The organism is Neobacillus sp. DY30, from assembly GCF_030123065.1.
Classification (GTDB): Bacteria; Bacillota; Bacilli; order Bacillales; family Cytobacillaceae; genus Neobacillus.
Genome location: NZ_CP126093.1, coordinates 1,309,630 through 1,322,157, shown reverse-complemented (window position 1 = coordinate 1,322,157; position 12,528 = coordinate 1,309,630). Strand labels below are relative to the sequence as shown.

Annotated in this window: 25 protein-coding genes; 2 read left to right on the top strand and 23 right to left on the bottom strand. The window is 44.6% G+C overall.

Annotated features, from left to right (window positions below; genetic code table 11):
* Positions 1-57 precede the first annotated feature (57 nt).
* The 9 genes from QNH29_RS06440 to dcm all read right to left on the bottom strand — a co-directional run bounded on the left by QNH29_RS06440 (position 58) and on the right by dcm (position 5,596).
* The gene (locus QNH29_RS06440) at positions 58-450 is read right to left on the bottom strand and encodes a phBC6A51 family helix-turn-helix protein (RefSeq protein WP_283863993.1); all 393 of its coding nucleotides are present in this window, start codon (positions 448-450) and stop codon (positions 58-60) included.
* 396 nt (positions 451-846) lie between these two features.
* Positions 847-1,728 carry a hypothetical protein gene (locus QNH29_RS06435; RefSeq protein WP_283863992.1) on the bottom strand — a complete coding sequence of 294 codons (882 nt, stop codon included), beginning with the start codon at positions 1,726-1,728 and terminating at the stop codon, positions 847-849.
* Between the two features lie 65 nt (positions 1,729-1,793).
* A complete protein-coding gene (locus QNH29_RS06430; RefSeq protein WP_283863991.1) occupies positions 1,794-1,982 on the bottom strand; it encodes a hypothetical protein in 189 nt (62 codons plus the stop codon).
* A gap of 34 nt (positions 1,983-2,016) precedes the next feature.
* On the bottom strand, positions 2,017-3,042 hold the full coding sequence (locus tag QNH29_RS06425; RefSeq protein WP_283863990.1) for a DNA cytosine methyltransferase: 1,026 nt from the start codon (positions 3,040-3,042) through the stop codon (positions 2,017-2,019).
* Positions 3,043-3,249: 207 nt separating this feature from the next.
* Positions 3,250-3,819 (bottom strand): hypothetical protein, encoded by a 570-nt coding sequence (locus QNH29_RS06420; protein WP_283863989.1) that lies wholly within the window; start codon positions 3,817-3,819, stop codon positions 3,250-3,252.
* Positions 3,816-3,977 (bottom strand): hypothetical protein, encoded by a 162-nt coding sequence (locus QNH29_RS06415; RefSeq protein WP_283863988.1) that lies wholly within the window; start codon positions 3,975-3,977, stop codon positions 3,816-3,818. The genes QNH29_RS06420 and QNH29_RS06415 overlap by 4 nt, the downstream gene beginning before the upstream one ends.
* Positions 3,958-4,374 (bottom strand): sigma factor-like helix-turn-helix DNA-binding protein, encoded by a 417-nt coding sequence (locus tag QNH29_RS06410; protein WP_283863987.1) that lies wholly within the window; start codon positions 4,372-4,374, stop codon positions 3,958-3,960. Before QNH29_RS06410 ends, QNH29_RS06415 begins: the two co-directional genes overlap by 20 nt.
* Positions 4,374-4,550, bottom strand: coding sequence for a hypothetical protein (locus QNH29_RS06405; protein ID WP_283863986.1), 177 nt, complete (start codon positions 4,548-4,550; stop codon positions 4,374-4,376). The genes QNH29_RS06410 and QNH29_RS06405 overlap by 1 nt, the downstream gene beginning before the upstream one ends.
* A gap of 104 nt (positions 4,551-4,654) precedes the next feature.
* Positions 4,655-5,596, bottom strand: coding sequence for a DNA (cytosine-5-)-methyltransferase (gene dcm, locus QNH29_RS06400; RefSeq protein ID WP_283863985.1), 942 nt, complete (start codon positions 5,594-5,596; stop codon positions 4,655-4,657).
* Between the two features lie 122 nt (positions 5,597-5,718).
* On the opposite strand from dcm, the gene QNH29_RS06395 reads away from it, so the two are divergent.
* Both QNH29_RS06395 and QNH29_RS06390 read left to right on the top strand, forming a co-directional pair.
* Positions 5,719-5,916, top strand: coding sequence for a hypothetical protein (locus tag QNH29_RS06395; protein ID WP_283863984.1), 198 nt, complete (start codon positions 5,719-5,721; stop codon positions 5,914-5,916).
* 95 nt (positions 5,917-6,011) lie between these two features.
* Positions 6,012-6,401 (top strand): hypothetical protein, encoded by a 390-nt coding sequence (locus tag QNH29_RS06390; RefSeq protein ID WP_283863983.1) that lies wholly within the window; start codon positions 6,012-6,014, stop codon positions 6,399-6,401.
* A gap of 18 nt (positions 6,402-6,419) precedes the next feature.
* Here the strand turns inward: QNH29_RS06390 and QNH29_RS06385 are convergent, their stop codons facing one another.
* From QNH29_RS06385 to QNH29_RS06325, 14 genes are all read right to left on the bottom strand, one after another.
* Positions 6,420-7,013 carry an NUMOD4 domain-containing protein gene (locus tag QNH29_RS06385; protein ID WP_283863982.1) on the bottom strand — a complete coding sequence of 198 codons (594 nt, stop codon included), beginning with the start codon at positions 7,011-7,013 and terminating at the stop codon, positions 6,420-6,422.
* Complete coding sequence (locus QNH29_RS06380; protein WP_283863981.1) at positions 6,997-7,608, bottom strand: deoxynucleotide monophosphate kinase family protein; 612 nt, start codon at positions 7,606-7,608, stop codon at positions 6,997-6,999. The genes QNH29_RS06385 and QNH29_RS06380 overlap by 17 nt, the downstream gene beginning before the upstream one ends.
* Positions 7,605-8,060 carry a hypothetical protein gene (locus QNH29_RS06375; RefSeq protein ID WP_283863980.1) on the bottom strand — a complete coding sequence of 152 codons (456 nt, stop codon included), beginning with the start codon at positions 8,058-8,060 and terminating at the stop codon, positions 7,605-7,607. The genes QNH29_RS06380 and QNH29_RS06375 overlap by 4 nt, the downstream gene beginning before the upstream one ends.
* Positions 8,060-8,425 carry an ImmA/IrrE family metallo-endopeptidase gene (locus QNH29_RS06370; RefSeq protein WP_283863979.1) on the bottom strand — a complete coding sequence of 122 codons (366 nt, stop codon included), beginning with the start codon at positions 8,423-8,425 and terminating at the stop codon, positions 8,060-8,062. Before QNH29_RS06370 ends, QNH29_RS06375 begins: the two co-directional genes overlap by 1 nt.
* Entirely contained in the window at positions 8,425-8,832 is a 408-nt protein-coding gene (locus QNH29_RS06365) for a 3D domain-containing protein (protein ID WP_283863978.1), read from the bottom strand. Before QNH29_RS06365 ends, QNH29_RS06370 begins: the two co-directional genes overlap by 1 nt.
* Before the next feature lie 87 nt (positions 8,833-8,919).
* Positions 8,920-9,225 (bottom strand): P-loop NTPase family protein, encoded by a 306-nt coding sequence (locus QNH29_RS06360; RefSeq protein WP_283863977.1) that lies wholly within the window; start codon positions 9,223-9,225, stop codon positions 8,920-8,922.
* Between the two features lie 59 nt (positions 9,226-9,284).
* The gene (locus tag QNH29_RS06355) at positions 9,285-9,470 is read right to left on the bottom strand and encodes a hypothetical protein (RefSeq protein ID WP_283863976.1); all 186 of its coding nucleotides are present in this window, start codon (positions 9,468-9,470) and stop codon (positions 9,285-9,287) included.
* A 203-nt stretch (positions 9,471-9,673) separates the two neighbouring features.
* Positions 9,674-9,880: a hypothetical protein gene (locus tag QNH29_RS06350; RefSeq protein ID WP_283863975.1), complete on the bottom strand. Its 207-nt coding sequence runs from the start codon at positions 9,878-9,880 to the stop codon at positions 9,674-9,676.
* 43 nt (positions 9,881-9,923) lie between these two features.
* Positions 9,924-10,664: an FAD-dependent thymidylate synthase gene (locus QNH29_RS06345; protein WP_283863974.1), complete on the bottom strand. Its 741-nt coding sequence runs from the start codon at positions 10,662-10,664 to the stop codon at positions 9,924-9,926.
* Between the two features lie 10 nt (positions 10,665-10,674).
* Complete coding sequence (locus QNH29_RS06340; protein ID WP_283863973.1) at positions 10,675-10,803, bottom strand: hypothetical protein; 129 nt, start codon at positions 10,801-10,803, stop codon at positions 10,675-10,677.
* Positions 10,800-11,240 (bottom strand): dUTP diphosphatase, encoded by a 441-nt coding sequence (dut, locus tag QNH29_RS06335; protein WP_283863972.1) that lies wholly within the window; start codon positions 11,238-11,240, stop codon positions 10,800-10,802. The genes QNH29_RS06340 and dut overlap by 4 nt, the downstream gene beginning before the upstream one ends.
* A gap of 104 nt (positions 11,241-11,344) precedes the next feature.
* On the bottom strand, positions 11,345-11,932 hold the full coding sequence (locus QNH29_RS06330; RefSeq protein WP_283863971.1) for a DUF4230 domain-containing protein: 588 nt from the start codon (positions 11,930-11,932) through the stop codon (positions 11,345-11,347).
* Positions 11,933-11,946: 14 nt separating this feature from the next.
* Positions 11,947-12,141 (bottom strand): zinc ribbon domain-containing protein, encoded by a 195-nt coding sequence (locus tag QNH29_RS30385; protein ID WP_481858780.1) that lies wholly within the window; start codon positions 12,139-12,141, stop codon positions 11,947-11,949.
* Positions 12,141-12,314 carry a hypothetical protein gene (locus QNH29_RS06325; protein ID WP_283863970.1) on the bottom strand — a complete coding sequence of 58 codons (174 nt, stop codon included), beginning with the start codon at positions 12,312-12,314 and terminating at the stop codon, positions 12,141-12,143. Before QNH29_RS06325 ends, QNH29_RS30385 begins: the two co-directional genes overlap by 1 nt.
* Positions 12,315-12,528: the final 214 nt, after the last annotated feature.

The window sequence follows — 12,528 nt, the reverse complement described above, 5'->3', positions numbered from 1 at the left end:
CAATAATTACCGAGTTTCTTCTTATATAAGTAAACGCAATATACGGAGTGCTTCCGATTACTTATCGTCTTTCCTGTTCGCCCTCATACGCTCAATCTCCGCCTTCATCGTATCAATGTCGGCCGCACTTCCGTTACCCTTCGAATCAATTTCGACCTTATCCGTTAACATTCCATGCGCCTGCAGTAGCGTTCTGAACATCGCAGCGTTACCGTCATTAATAATATGATCCGCTGTAGACGCCATGATTTCCGGCAATCTGTCGAGTGTATTCCGCACTACTTGGCGTTTTAGCTCTTCGTTAAATGCGTCGTCCTTGCGCCAATCACGCAATGTACGGTCAGTCACTCCGACTTTCTCGGCGATTTGCTCATACGTTAGGCCTCCGCGTTTGGGTAGCGCCAGGAATTCGACGGCTGCGATTTGTAGTTCCGATAGTTTCTTCGCCATGATTCCGTCCTCCTTTCGTTTGGTGGGCGTGATAAGCCCATAATATGTGACTTCCGATTTCTTCCGTTCATACTATAGACCGTACTAATGCGTAAAATGGAAGTATTTAGCGATAACATTCCGCATTCATAGGCGTGAAGTCTTACGACTTCTTAAAAGCGTTGTAGTCCGGCTGGCGCCGTCCTACTACATTGCAATATCCTTTATCGCATATCCTTAAAAGAATAGATAGTCGTGGCGCCGAACGTACTTAGTGAGGCGCAGGTTCCTATAAGAAAAGAGGCTTTAGACGTCAAAAAGTGCCTTCGCGCTTACTCTCCGTAGGGCTGAAGGCACTTCTGAACTATGACATATTACCGCCAAAATCGCCGTTAGAATGACATATTACCGCCACTCCTAAAACGGAAGGTCTTCGATATCCACCTGCGTCTGACTAACGCCTCGCTTAGCTTGCTCGAATTGCATACGCACAAACTCGGTCAACTCGTCATAATCGACCTTTTTGCGGAACATCACGTCGGGATTAATTCGATACAACTGTCCGCCATATGACTGCAGCGACATAATAAATCCGTGCGATATTAACTCCTTCATCGCTTTGTTTACGAGGTCACGATCGACGTTTACCAGGTCCGCAAATTGACGGTGCGACATATGCGTAATCTTCATTTCGTCCGTTTCCTCCGGATTAATGCTGAGGTAATAGTGCGCGTAATTAAAGAACGGCAGCATTTTGTAAAGGATTCCGGCCGTCTGAATCGAAATCTTTGCGATGTCCGTGCGTGTTTTAACCTGGTATAATTTCGTATAGAACGTGTCGCGAACGTACTTGCCTATCGAATGATATTCCTCGTTAACGCAGTAGACGACGGTGCGACCTTCGCGCTCTTTTGACATGACACCGACTTCGACCATCCTATTAATAAGCCGGATAGTTTGGCGCTCACTCTTTCCGATTGCCTTCGCAGCGAGTTTCGTAGTCATGCGTTCTTTACCGCTATAAAGCTGTCCGCCAGTATTCATGCGTAAATACGGCAATAACTTCATTAAGGCGCCTAGTTCATTAACGTCGAGCAGGTCGTTTAATTCCGCTACCTTATCGTGGTAGCAATTGACATAATATCGGATAGGGCCGCGTTCTGATGCTTCTTTCCGTTTCTTTGCTTCGCGCCACTGTTCGAGTTCGTCGCGGGGAACAACGGACACTTCTTCGATGTCGGCGTAAACAATCGTTTTGCCTGTTTCTGGATCGTAATACTTTTGGATTGCGTTACTCATTAATATTCCTCCTCATAATAAAAAGCCCGCCGAAGCGAGCGTGATAGTTTCGTTGAATTGTATTGTTACTTGTGGTAATCTTCTTCGTCACGAAATGACATTTCAAAGTCAATACCTAGCTCGCGAAGTACATCGCCTACAGTCTCTTCGGGAAGCACTGTGATATCCTCTGACACTGCTTTACCGTTAACAAGTACCCTTATACCGTAGTCCTCTGAGTTGTACCAGCTTTCGAATACGATATTATGCTTCATAAGAATCTCCTCACTTATTTACGATTTTCTATTTTTATAACTGATCATCTATCGCTTTTGCTATGGCGTACGCGACATTAACACTTACGGCGTTGCCCATTTGCTTATAAAATTGACTATCTGAAACGACTTGCTCGTATGACTCTGGAAAACCTTGTAATCTAGCAAATTCCCTTGGTGTTAGCTTACGGACATAGTATTTCGTTAAATCACATCCATCAGCATGACCAATAATCTCCGCCGATTTCTGAGCATTGATATGATATTTTTTATCTACCTCCGTTTCTAAGACACTACCTAATTCAGGGATAAATTCTGTAGATTGTTCCGGAAAATTAAACGATTTACGCACATCTTTCCTAATGCCCAATAGGAAATATCTTTCTCTTTTTTGCGGCAGCCTCCAAAATTTAGTATTATATAATTGAGGTGAAACTAATGTGTACCCGACTTTGCTGTATTCTTCTTGGATTATTGAACTTAACTTGCTAACCCCCTTTACATTTTCTGCTAAAATCCACTCAGGTTTTTCTTCGACCTCGCCCAGTAGCCGCATGACCTCATAAAACAGTCCTGAACGAGTTACACCTTTAATCATCCCGGACTGTCTGCCGGCACTCGAGATATCTTGACAAGGAAATCCAAATAACCATCCATTTGTCTTTGGAATATCCTCGCCTTTCATTTTGGATACATCCGCTTTCTGAACGTGATCTCCGATGTTGTGGCGGTAAGATTGTACAGCGTATTCATCGAAATCCCATGCCCCAGCTACATCGTATCCAGCACGAATAAAGCCTAAATCAAAACCACCTGCTCCACAGAAAAAACTATTTACTTTCTTACCGTTCGGTGCATCCATTGTCCAGGTATCTTTAAACTCGGATTTAAAATCGATAGGTAAAATACATTTACTTACCCTTGTAGCCATAACCGCATCCGCCACTCCTTGTGGCTTGAAATACACATGCTCGCCTGCAGTTCCTGCAACCCCATTTGTAATCTGTTTAGCAAACAACCTATCCTCACGATTTACCCAACCAACAATTTCACGAACCATGATTATTCCTCCTATTCGAGATTTACCGCTAATTTCTTCGTCAATTAATTCGTTCCCCTTTCGTCAGCAAGCGCCGAAGCGCCCACTGTTAAAAAGATCCCTTCACTAATAAGGACAACTGAGCGGCAAAAGTATCGTATTAGCCCCTCTATACGTAAGTACACAAAACCGCTTAAAATATCGTATCCCTTCGCAATATAGTCCGTACTAACTCGAAAAATATCGCGTCTTTATCACAGGCTGGACCTTTGTAAATTCGTGATACTCTTTCTTTCGCTCCTTGTTACGTATCCTGGCTTTCTTATCTACGAATCTATTTTCGTATCCACTACGCTCTCTTCTCGTCGGTCTTCCGTGGTCCTTCCCATCCGCAGCATTCCCGTCCATACCATTCGTGGATTTTACCTCGCGACTTTCTCGCCGATCAAACTGGCGCTCACTCATAATCGGATACTCCTCGTCTTGCATTTTCGTTAAGCTGGGATTATATAGTTTGTCGTACAGCAACACGTCAGCCAATCGATTAATATCTACGCTAGGATTTTCGGCTATTATTTCGTTTACTCTCCTCTTTCTATCTTCAGAAGTAACTACGAGTATTTGTTCCGGCGGAATGTCTCCGTGTTTGTCCGTCTTATAATTAAAGATACCGCCGTCAACGTACACCAAGTCCGATTGCTTCGGTTGTTCTTTAGCGGAAGTCCAAACGAGTGGACCTCCGTTTTTAAAGTCGTGCCTTACTTCGTTCTCAAGTTGCGTTAGTTTATTCGTCATCATTCCGCCTCCACGTCAATTTCTGCGATTAATTTAAGTTGGCCGATACCTGCGTCTTGAAGGCGAATATCTTCTCGGCTAATACTCAGTTTTCCGACCTTATCGTAGAGTTCCCGAATTATTGCGTCCTTAATTTCGTCCTCATATAGCGTTATTCTCATAAACTACGTCCTCCTTTATCGTATTTACCGTATATCCTTCGCCGTGCCGACTCCAATACCAGTAAACCTCCGAAATTGCATTGATCGCGTCCTCAACGTGATAGCCGACCGCTCGTCGACCAATCCCGAGCCGCTTGCCCGCCTCTTCCTGCGTCAAGTCTTCCTCGTAGACCAGGCGTAGTGCTTGCCGTTGGCGGCCGGTTAGCTGCGCCATTTCGATTGCCGTCGATAGGTCAGCGAGCAGAACCACCGCGTCATAGTCGCCCTGATATTGCCTATTTATCAGCGCGTGGTAGTCCGATAGGAGGATGCGTAGGTTGGCCGGTGAGTCGAGCGCTGGATATTTCGCTTCGAGTGACCGTTCTTTTGCCTGTGTGTCGATTTTAACTGCGCCCATTAGTTCGCCTCCAATACATTTCGCGCCGTCTTTCCGCCGTCTTTTTGTATTGGCGTCGGTTTATCTAGGTAAGGAAGACCATCAACTCCATACTCTCTCATGTAATTCTGTTTATCGGCGTAAAATTCCAACGCTTTTTTATAACGTTCCAATTCGGCCAAGTGTCGCTCGCTCATCAAATTCGCCCCTTTCGTCTAATTTCGTTGTAATTCGATTAAATAGTCGAAATCATTACAATATGTTCGCATAACTCTTGCGGAATCTTGCTCCGCTCGACCGATTACCTCAGCCCTCTGAAAATATGCGCGATTACATCTACAGTCCAGCCGTTACCGATAGCTCCCATCCGATCCTTTTCTTTAATTCCTTCCGTATAACCTACAGGTAAGCATTGCAGCTTTTCTAATTCCGAAATAGAAAGTCGGCGGATAACATTTCCCTGCAACACGCAGATATTACAAACACGATCTAGCGTAGAAGATTTTCCTTTAATAACGCGACCTCTACGACTTTTACTTGTCGGGAATGAAAGGTTAACTCCGTCACCGTCTTCTGCTACGATATAGCCTAGAATTGTTGTCTGATTTATCCTAATTTCACCGTCCACTCTGCTGACCAGGCTCTTTGATTTTTCGGATATAGTTTTATCGAAGTAAATATCGTTAAGTTCGTCATAGTCGAGAACAGCAGCACTTTCACTATCTAAAACATCTGAAAGCATTACCTTTTTATCCTGCGGTAGGCTAACTCCAGGTATATTCGTCCAGTAAAGCCTAGGCCTGTTCTGTCCGCTTACCAGTTTGCTATTAATTTCGATGGGTTGAACGCCTAAATACTCAGTAATAACTTCCTTCCACTCATTTCGCATTTTCACATTTTCGAGTAAAAACATTACATCTGGATTTACTATTCGGATTTCATTGAGAAGTCTTACGTATTCAAAGAACAATTTACTTCTGGGATCGTCAAAATTAAGTTGCTTCCCCGCCCTGCTGAACCCCTGACAAGGACTGCCACCGATTAACAAATCGATTTTCGGTAAATCAGACGCTTTAATCCCCTTAACGTCGCCTAGTTGGACTGTGCTAGGGTGATTCTTTTGTGTAACGGCAATAGCGCTAGGCTCTATCTCGCTAGCAAAATACTTATCTACTTTAATACCGGCGCGCTCTAACGCAACCTGTCCGCAGCTCATCCCGTCAAAAAGACTTAATACGTTCATTTGCTAACCTCCCTGATTTTTTCGTTCATTTTGCGTTATTATTTTCGTTTAACTTTTCGATTGACTTTCGTTTTTCAAAACGGTTATAATAAAGGTACAAAAACAAAACAGGAGTGATTGTAATGAGAAAATTTAAAGTAACTTCGTCTTACGATAATTGGGAAACTATAGACAGCGAATGTGTCATTAATGAAAAAGAACTAAAAGAGCTTGCTGTTTATTACTACCAAAATTCAGATGAAGTACAGAAAATCGATTTCTCAATTTTAGAAAACGCAATCGAATTCATAAAACGAGTCGATCGAGTTGAAGAAATTTAAAGCGTCCTAAAGGGCGTTTTTTAGGTTGTATTTGCATGTTTCGTATTTGTTGCGTTATAATATCGTTAAAACATTCGAAGATTGGGCGTGTTAATATGCCGTTTGAACCCTTAAAACTCGCCAAACACGGAGGCTCATCGCTGACCATCGACGTACAGCGCCGTTTACGTGTCTCTCGCGCCGCTATGACCGAATTAAAGCTCAGCGCATATCAGTACGTCGTGATTAGCGTAGACGTCGAAAATAAGCGGATAGGGCTTGCGAAACAGGAGCTCGCCAAGGTGCCGAACGCTAGCGCCGTTAAGATAGACAAGCGCGGATATCTCGGCACAAAGGCGGGCAAGGAAATCGTTGCTAAGTTGGCGTTGACTGGCGCCGACCTTCCGGCCAAGTTTGCCGACATTGGCTGGGAGGATCAGAACGGCGTCAGGTGGCGCGGATTCGAAATGGAGTCGAAGGACTATTTCGGTCCAATAGCGGAGTGATTGCCTATTTCACTCCGTTTATTTTTTGTGAGTAAATCTAAAATAGAAATTATAGAACCTTAATTTTTTACACGCGTCACTTACACATTGCCTAGATATCGTCTGGTGCGGAACGCCAGTAACTACTTGGGCTTCTCTAGCACAACTGAACATATTCAGTACATTCCCGTCTAAATCAAACTGAGTTACAGGTTTTTTGTTCGCTTCTTGTGCGTATTTTATTGTCATTGGTCCGGTGATTTTCCCGTTTTGAGAGACTGCCTTTCTATGGATTTCTCGATCCATTAACCCAGTAGTCCAAGCGTGTTTATTATTTTCTGTGTAATCAACCCACTCTAAGTTCGAAATTGAGTTGTTCAATTTATCCCCGTCAAAATGATTCACTACCGTTTTACCTTCTGGCTGCGGTACAAATGCAAGCATTATCAGCCGATGGACTAGATACTTATTTTTGGACTCATTGCTACACAAACTGACCATGTGGTACCCATGACTTCCTTTAGCCGGTTTTAGAATCCTACCTGTTTCGAGATTCCTTACTCTTCCTTGGTCTGAAACCTCGTAACGACCGCCTTCAGGGACAACGCCTTTAAGACTAAGCCAGCTTTCCAAAAGTATCTACCCCCTTGATATTTAATAGAATCTCGTCTATTTGGCATTTTAGTTCATCGATACTTCCTTCGTTAATGACTGTGAAATCAACGTCAAACGAATCTATAGCTAACTCTGTCTCGTGACTTAAATCATGAGCGCTGAAATCGTCGTTGGCAGCAATCGCTCGACCGATTCTTACGTCATCGGGTGCTACCACACGAATCAAAGTAAAGCCATTTTTGCGACACCAATCTACCTCGTTTTGCTGGCGGACGTCGGTAATCACAACGCCGACCTGCTCGTCGCCGATACCCGCACGGAAGTCAATCGCACCTTTGACCGCTCGCTCTGCGTGCTTAATCCATACGTCCGGCTCGATCTCGCGCATAAGTTGCCCGTAAGTCTGATACAGCGCTCGCGGCTTGCTGAATTCGCTGACCCACGGAAAGGTGGCGTGTGCATTCTTTTTTAGCGCGTCTCCGAATGCTACCGTGCTGAATCCGTATTTGATATACAAGTGCTGGGCGACGGTGTCCTTGCCAGAACGCATTTTGCCGGTTAGGGCGATTTTGACGACGGACACTTCGCGATTAACTGTGATCGTGTGCTTCATCGGACGCCCTCCTTTCGGGCTTGCCCGACCAGCCTTTCCGCAACTTTGTCCGCAATCGAATCGAGAAACTTTTCGAATGTGACGACTTCGACTTCCTTCGGCGCGCTTTGATGCTTAACCGTCGCCAGTTCCTCCGCTAACTTTTCGCAATTACCTTGTGTGTCGCGGAGTTGTTGCTCGAGTGACGACGCTTTTCTTTCGAGGTACTCGACTCGGCGGGCTAGATTTGCGAGAAGGTCGTGGATGTCTGGATTACTCGTTAGTGGTTCAAGTACTTTATATCCGTGGTCTAAAATACCGGGCTTACCTTCGCTGTAAAATATGCCGAAGTCCCCACGGTCGATTACCTTTGTTATTACGCCGTTTGACTTTATAATTACGTAATCCCCGACTTCCGCTTGCCCATCGACCTCAGCGTAAGTCACTCCGTCAATTACATGCGTCTTGCTCATCAGTACAACTCCTCCAATGCTTTCTTAATTGGGTCGCCTTCAATCGCTTCCTCTTCGTCCGGTGTCGCAAGAATATCGATATTATCTACGATGACCTGGTGTAATACGTTGGCCACACGGTTAATCATGTCCTCGTCCTGCTCTTCCGGACTGTAGCCCGCCTCGAAATGAGTCGCATGTAACATTTCGTGAATGATCGTCTGCTCCTTGCGCTCTTCGGACATGTCGGCGTCAATCTGGATAATGCAATCGCTGAAATCTACGTTGCCGTACATGCTTAGCTTGCGGAGCAGTCCGTCAACCTCGTTTACCGTGTAGATGGCGCCGCCTATCTTTAACTGCTTGCCGTGAAATGTTCTCGTCATTATTCCGCCTCCATTATTCGTATTTCAACCGTTTGCCTTCCGAATTGCCACGCCTCGTCTTCCGTTGATACCAGTAAGTCTATGCGATTATTGCGAATGTTCCCTCCGGTATCTTGCGCTGTTGCTTCGAAAGTTGAGCCGTCTGCCAGCCGAATCTCGACCGATGAGCCTAACGGAATAACCGAAGGATCAACGGCGATAACTCGCTTGCCTTTATGCGTAGTAGTATTGCGGACGTCAATGCCGGTCTTAGTGATTCCGGTGCAGCCCGTGTCACAGAGAGCGACATAAGCCGTTGCCTCGAACGTATGCCATTCCGGTGCCGGCGCTTCGACTACGACGGGCTCCGGTGCGAGTACGACCGGCATTTCGTGTGGTGCGTTTGCTTGCGTTAGTAATTGCGTCATGATTGCGAATGCTGTTAACGTAGTTGTTAAAACCCCGATGTTATCACCTCGTTGTGTTTTGTGCTAAGCTATTAATTCGAAATGTGACTATCTTTTATCTTCGAAAGTGCCTTCTATTGTACCGATATATTTAGGTTTAGATTTAATTACTTTATCTGTAAAAATAACTTTTCCAGTACCTTCAACCACTTCAAATCCTGCTTCTTCCAGTAAAGCGATTAGTTCTGTTTTCGGCAAAGACTCTAGGAATTGCCTAGCTTGTTTCCTTATTTCATCAGTTGTTTCGACCACGCCGATAGAATTTTCAGTTTTACAATCTAAACACTTTTCATACCAGTTATAAGTTTTTCTTCCGCAATTTTTACAAGCAAAACGTCTTGGAACAACCTTCATTTTTTCACCGCCTTGTTATGTCGTCTTTTGGTTCAACATAGCATCGTAATGCGACATAATTACCAATCAAAGTTTTCTTTCATTTCGACTTCTTTTATATCTCCTACTTCTTCGTCAAACTCAATTTCAATACCATCTGCCACTACTTTTTTATTAGCAATTTTCTTTAATTCGTTGCATTTAACAAGTGCGTAACCTGTGTATTCCCATCCATTTTGACTAATCTCAATTCTGTACTTTTTCAAGGTTAATTCTCCCTTCCTATACGTCACAATTTGGTTCAACACATTGTAGAATACTCTTTTCCTGTCCCATTACAAGTAAGACACTCTTCTTCGTAACCTTTGCTATCATTGAAGAAAAACCCTTTGCCTTTACAAGCAGGACATTTAACTTCTTTGTACATAATGTTCACTCCTTTACGTCGCAATTTCACCGTATTGCGACGTTAATCTTGATAGAACCTAACAACATCTTCCTTCAGTGAATTTAGCTGGTTAATCTGACCATTTACCGAATCAATCCATTCCATCAAATATTCATCGGATACAGTTGTACCTTGATTTTGTACTATTCCACTTAACGCTTTGACATTTGAACTAATTTGGTCAAATTCTTCAAACATATCTTTCATATTTCGTTTCTTTCTAGGCATTTTAGCATCTCCTATTTATGTCATATTTTCGTTCAACGTTTCATTAACGATAGCCCTTTCCGATTTGCTCGAGTAGCGTACCGTAGAATCTAGGTAAGTACGGCTCGATTGCGTAAACTGCTTGCGTCATTACATCCCCGATTTGTGGTTCGGCTTCTTTTCCATTTGGAGATAGCTCCGCAGAACGTTGGCGAGCCATGTGCCAAAGAGAGCGTAGGTTAATCGAGAATACTGATTCGACTGCTTGATAGGTTCCTAGCCTGCGCCGCGCTGCCTGCTTCTTTGCGCCGTTATCGAGAATGGCGTCGGTATACCTAAAGAAAGCTTCTAGAACAACATCGTGCATAAAATCGAATTTCTGCTCATCCGTTACACAATCGTCGGGGAATACGACAGTCAGTCCGTGCTTGAACGGGTCAACATAACGACTAGATTCGTAGTTTTTTGAGTTGTGACGGTACCGGTTCATTTCCGCCTCAGTTGCGCGATCAAAGATACATTCGTATTGAAACGAAACTAATTCGAGTGGCTCACCGTGCATTTGCTCGAATCCATACTTATCAACAACGCCAGGTTTTGACGGAGTTTTATAATTCTTTTCGAAAGCCTTAACTAGAATTGCGTCAGCCGAGTATCCTTCGAGCATTCCGACCGGCTGGGTTACACCTATGATATGCGCTTGAGGTGCGACGGAATAAATGCGTAATGTCTTTCCGCGATAAACTTCCTCATGTTCTAACGTTTTGTTCCAATCTCGTTGCGGTAATTTGCTTAAATCGTACATATTCGTCCTCCTAGTCCTTGTATAACTCACGCTTAATAAAGTGAATCAACTCGATTTCGATGTTAGCTTTGCGTGTACCTTTCGCAAGTTCTGCGTCGATACACGCCTTAATCGCCTGCTTGCATTCGTCCATTGTCATACGCTAGTCGACCCAAACCCACCGGCTCCTCGCGTTGTTTCCGATAATTCCTCGACGATGCTAAATTGCGCCTTCTCGACTTTGTTGATTACGCCCTGACATATACGCATGCCATTTTCGACGACAAACGGTGCATTACCGCGATTCTCTACGATCACCTTTACTTCGCCAGTGAAGTCCGCATCGATAGTCGCAGGAGCATTCGTTAAAGTTATTCCGTGTTTAAGCGCTAATCCCGAGCGTGGCCGTAATTGTAATTCGAAGTCCGGCGGTAGTTGGAAATGCAAGCCCGTTCCGATTAATCTGCGCTCGCCTATCGGAATGACAACTGGTGTGCTGATGTATGCCTCAATATCGAAGCCTGCTGCCATGTCCGACTGGTATTTCGGTAGGTTGACGTCGGGTGCTGCTTTTTTAATTCTAACGTTTACTTTCATTCGTTCGTCCTCCCGTTCTTGTTTCGCGTTTAATTCTTCAATCGTACATAGAACCGAAAACTTGTCGCACATTAGGCGGCGGATCGTGTGAATCATGAGATAACTCATCGTTCGAACTCCACGTCCTCTACGCCTTCCACCGACTCAATCAACGCCTCAATCGTCCGCTCTACACTATCGCCCGCCTTCTCAAACGCCTGCCTATTGCGCTTGATATCGTCGACTGCTCCCGTACGTGCTTTGCCGAACATCGCCTGGAGCTCCGCCTCGCTTATGTCCTTCCGCGTCCAGCTGACGTCTTTACTTAGTTCCGCCTTGTCAAACGGAATGTCAACGCTGATAATCTTCGGCTGCGGAAACTTGACGTTGACCGTGTTGCCATGCGTTGTGATAATGATGTCGCTAGTATCAACTCCGAGCTTAAACGTGCCGGTTGCCGCCAGCTTATACGTTTTGTCGCCATACCAAGCGTTGTCTTTATACGTGATCGTTTTCGAAACCTTGCCGGTCAGGCCGACGATTTGCGCCTTGGTGGACAGTGCGTTAATGACCGCTTGCTTGTCGACGTAGACCGCTTTCGCTTCGTGTTGAACTGGCGTGACAGTTTCGTTTGGTTTCGTCAAATAGCTTCCGGCGTAGATACCTCCGGCCAGTGCGACGGCTGTGACGACTGCGACCGCCTTCTTTTTCATGCGTATCATTCCTTTCACTTCGTGTTATTACGTGATTGACTTCGAGTCATAGAAAAACCGTTAGGTAGGCCCGTTGCGCTGAATCGGTAGCTCGGCTGCTTGACCGTTGGCTCTCCGCAAGTGGTGCAGGTTGTAGATTCTGTTCCCATCGGGACCAGTTCGTCTTTTTGCGTGTCACATTGCGTACAATTGAAAGTATAGAACGGCATTATTTCGCCTCCAGTATGCGTATCTCATTTTCTGCTTCGGTCAGGCGTCCAAAGCGGTAACCTTCGATTAATACGTGCTTTTCGTGATCGGTTAGTCTGCGCTGCCATTTCGTTTCCAAGTAGTAGATGACTTCGTTATAAAATATCTGCGAATATTCAAAAGGCTGGCTCATCGTAATACCTCCTTTTATTGTCGGATAATGATTCGTAAGATGACGTTATAATCCTGCAATCCAAAATACTTTAAATGGTTCATCGGATGTCATTTTTCCTTCTACCACTTTGATTTTAAGTACATCTACTTTTATTACTTTCATTTAATTTCTATCTCCTTTTATCGTCGCAATATGTTTCAAGAATGGCGGTACTTGCCATCCTCGTAGCCCT

Coding starts and splice junctions, on each gene's coding strand:
- QNH29_RS06440 (WP_283863993.1), bottom strand. CDS start 450: ATGGCGAAGAAACTATCGGAACTACAAATCGCAGCCGTCGAATTCCTG.
- QNH29_RS06435 (WP_283863992.1), bottom strand. CDS start 1,728: ATGAGTAACGCAATCCAAAAGTATTACGATCCAGAAACAGGCAAAACG.
- QNH29_RS06430 (WP_283863991.1), bottom strand. CDS start 1,982: ATGAAGCATAATATCGTATTCGAAAGCTGGTACAACTCAGAGGACTAC.
- QNH29_RS06425 (WP_283863990.1), bottom strand. CDS start 3,042: ATGGTTCGTGAAATTGTTGGTTGGGTAAATCGTGAGGATAGGTTGTTT.
- QNH29_RS06420 (WP_283863989.1), bottom strand. CDS start 3,819: ATGATGACGAATAAACTAACGCAACTTGAGAACGAAGTAAGGCACGAC.
- QNH29_RS06415 (WP_283863988.1), bottom strand. CDS start 3,977: ATGAGAATAACGCTATATGAGGACGAAATTAAGGACGCAATAATTCGG.
- QNH29_RS06410 (WP_283863987.1), bottom strand. CDS start 4,374: ATGGGCGCAGTTAAAATCGACACACAGGCAAAAGAACGGTCACTCGAA.
- QNH29_RS06405 (WP_283863986.1), bottom strand. CDS start 4,550: ATGAGCGAGCGACACTTGGCCGAATTGGAACGTTATAAAAAAGCGTTG.
- dcm (WP_283863985.1), bottom strand. CDS start 5,596: ATGAACGTATTAAGTCTTTTTGACGGGATGAGCTGCGGACAGGTTGCG.
- QNH29_RS06395 (WP_283863984.1), top strand. CDS start 5,719: ATGAGAAAATTTAAAGTAACTTCGTCTTACGATAATTGGGAAACTATA.
- QNH29_RS06390 (WP_283863983.1), top strand. CDS start 6,012: ATGCCGTTTGAACCCTTAAAACTCGCCAAACACGGAGGCTCATCGCTG.
- QNH29_RS06380 (WP_283863981.1), bottom strand. CDS start 7,608: ATGAAGCACACGATCACAGTTAATCGCGAAGTGTCCGTCGTCAAAATC.
- QNH29_RS06375 (WP_283863980.1), bottom strand. CDS start 8,060: ATGAGCAAGACGCATGTAATTGACGGAGTGACTTACGCTGAGGTCGAT.
- QNH29_RS06370 (WP_283863979.1), bottom strand. CDS start 8,425: ATGACGAGAACATTTCACGGCAAGCAGTTAAAGATAGGCGGCGCCATC.
- QNH29_RS06365 (WP_283863978.1), bottom strand. CDS start 8,832: ATGACGCAATTACTAACGCAAGCAAACGCACCACACGAAATGCCGGTC.
- QNH29_RS06360 (WP_283863977.1), bottom strand. CDS start 9,225: ATGAAGGTTGTTCCAAGACGTTTTGCTTGTAAAAATTGCGGAAGAAAA.
- QNH29_RS06350 (WP_283863975.1), bottom strand. CDS start 9,880: ATGCCTAGAAAGAAACGAAATATGAAAGATATGTTTGAAGAATTTGAC.
- QNH29_RS06345 (WP_283863974.1), bottom strand. CDS start 10,664: ATGTACGATTTAAGCAAATTACCGCAACGAGATTGGAACAAAACGTTA.
- QNH29_RS06340 (WP_283863973.1), bottom strand. CDS start 10,803: ATGACAATGGACGAATGCAAGCAGGCGATTAAGGCGTGTATCGACGCA.
- dut (WP_283863972.1), bottom strand. CDS start 11,240: ATGAAAGTAAACGTTAGAATTAAAAAAGCAGCACCCGACGTCAACCTA.
- QNH29_RS06330 (WP_283863971.1), bottom strand. CDS start 11,932: ATGAAAAAGAAGGCGGTCGCAGTCGTCACAGCCGTCGCACTGGCCGGA.
- QNH29_RS30385 (WP_481858780.1), bottom strand. CDS start 12,141: ATGCCGTTCTATACTTTCAATTGTACGCAATGTGACACGCAAAAAGAC.
- QNH29_RS06325 (WP_283863970.1), bottom strand. CDS start 12,314: ATGAGCCAGCCTTTTGAATATTCGCAGATATTTTATAACGAAGTCATC.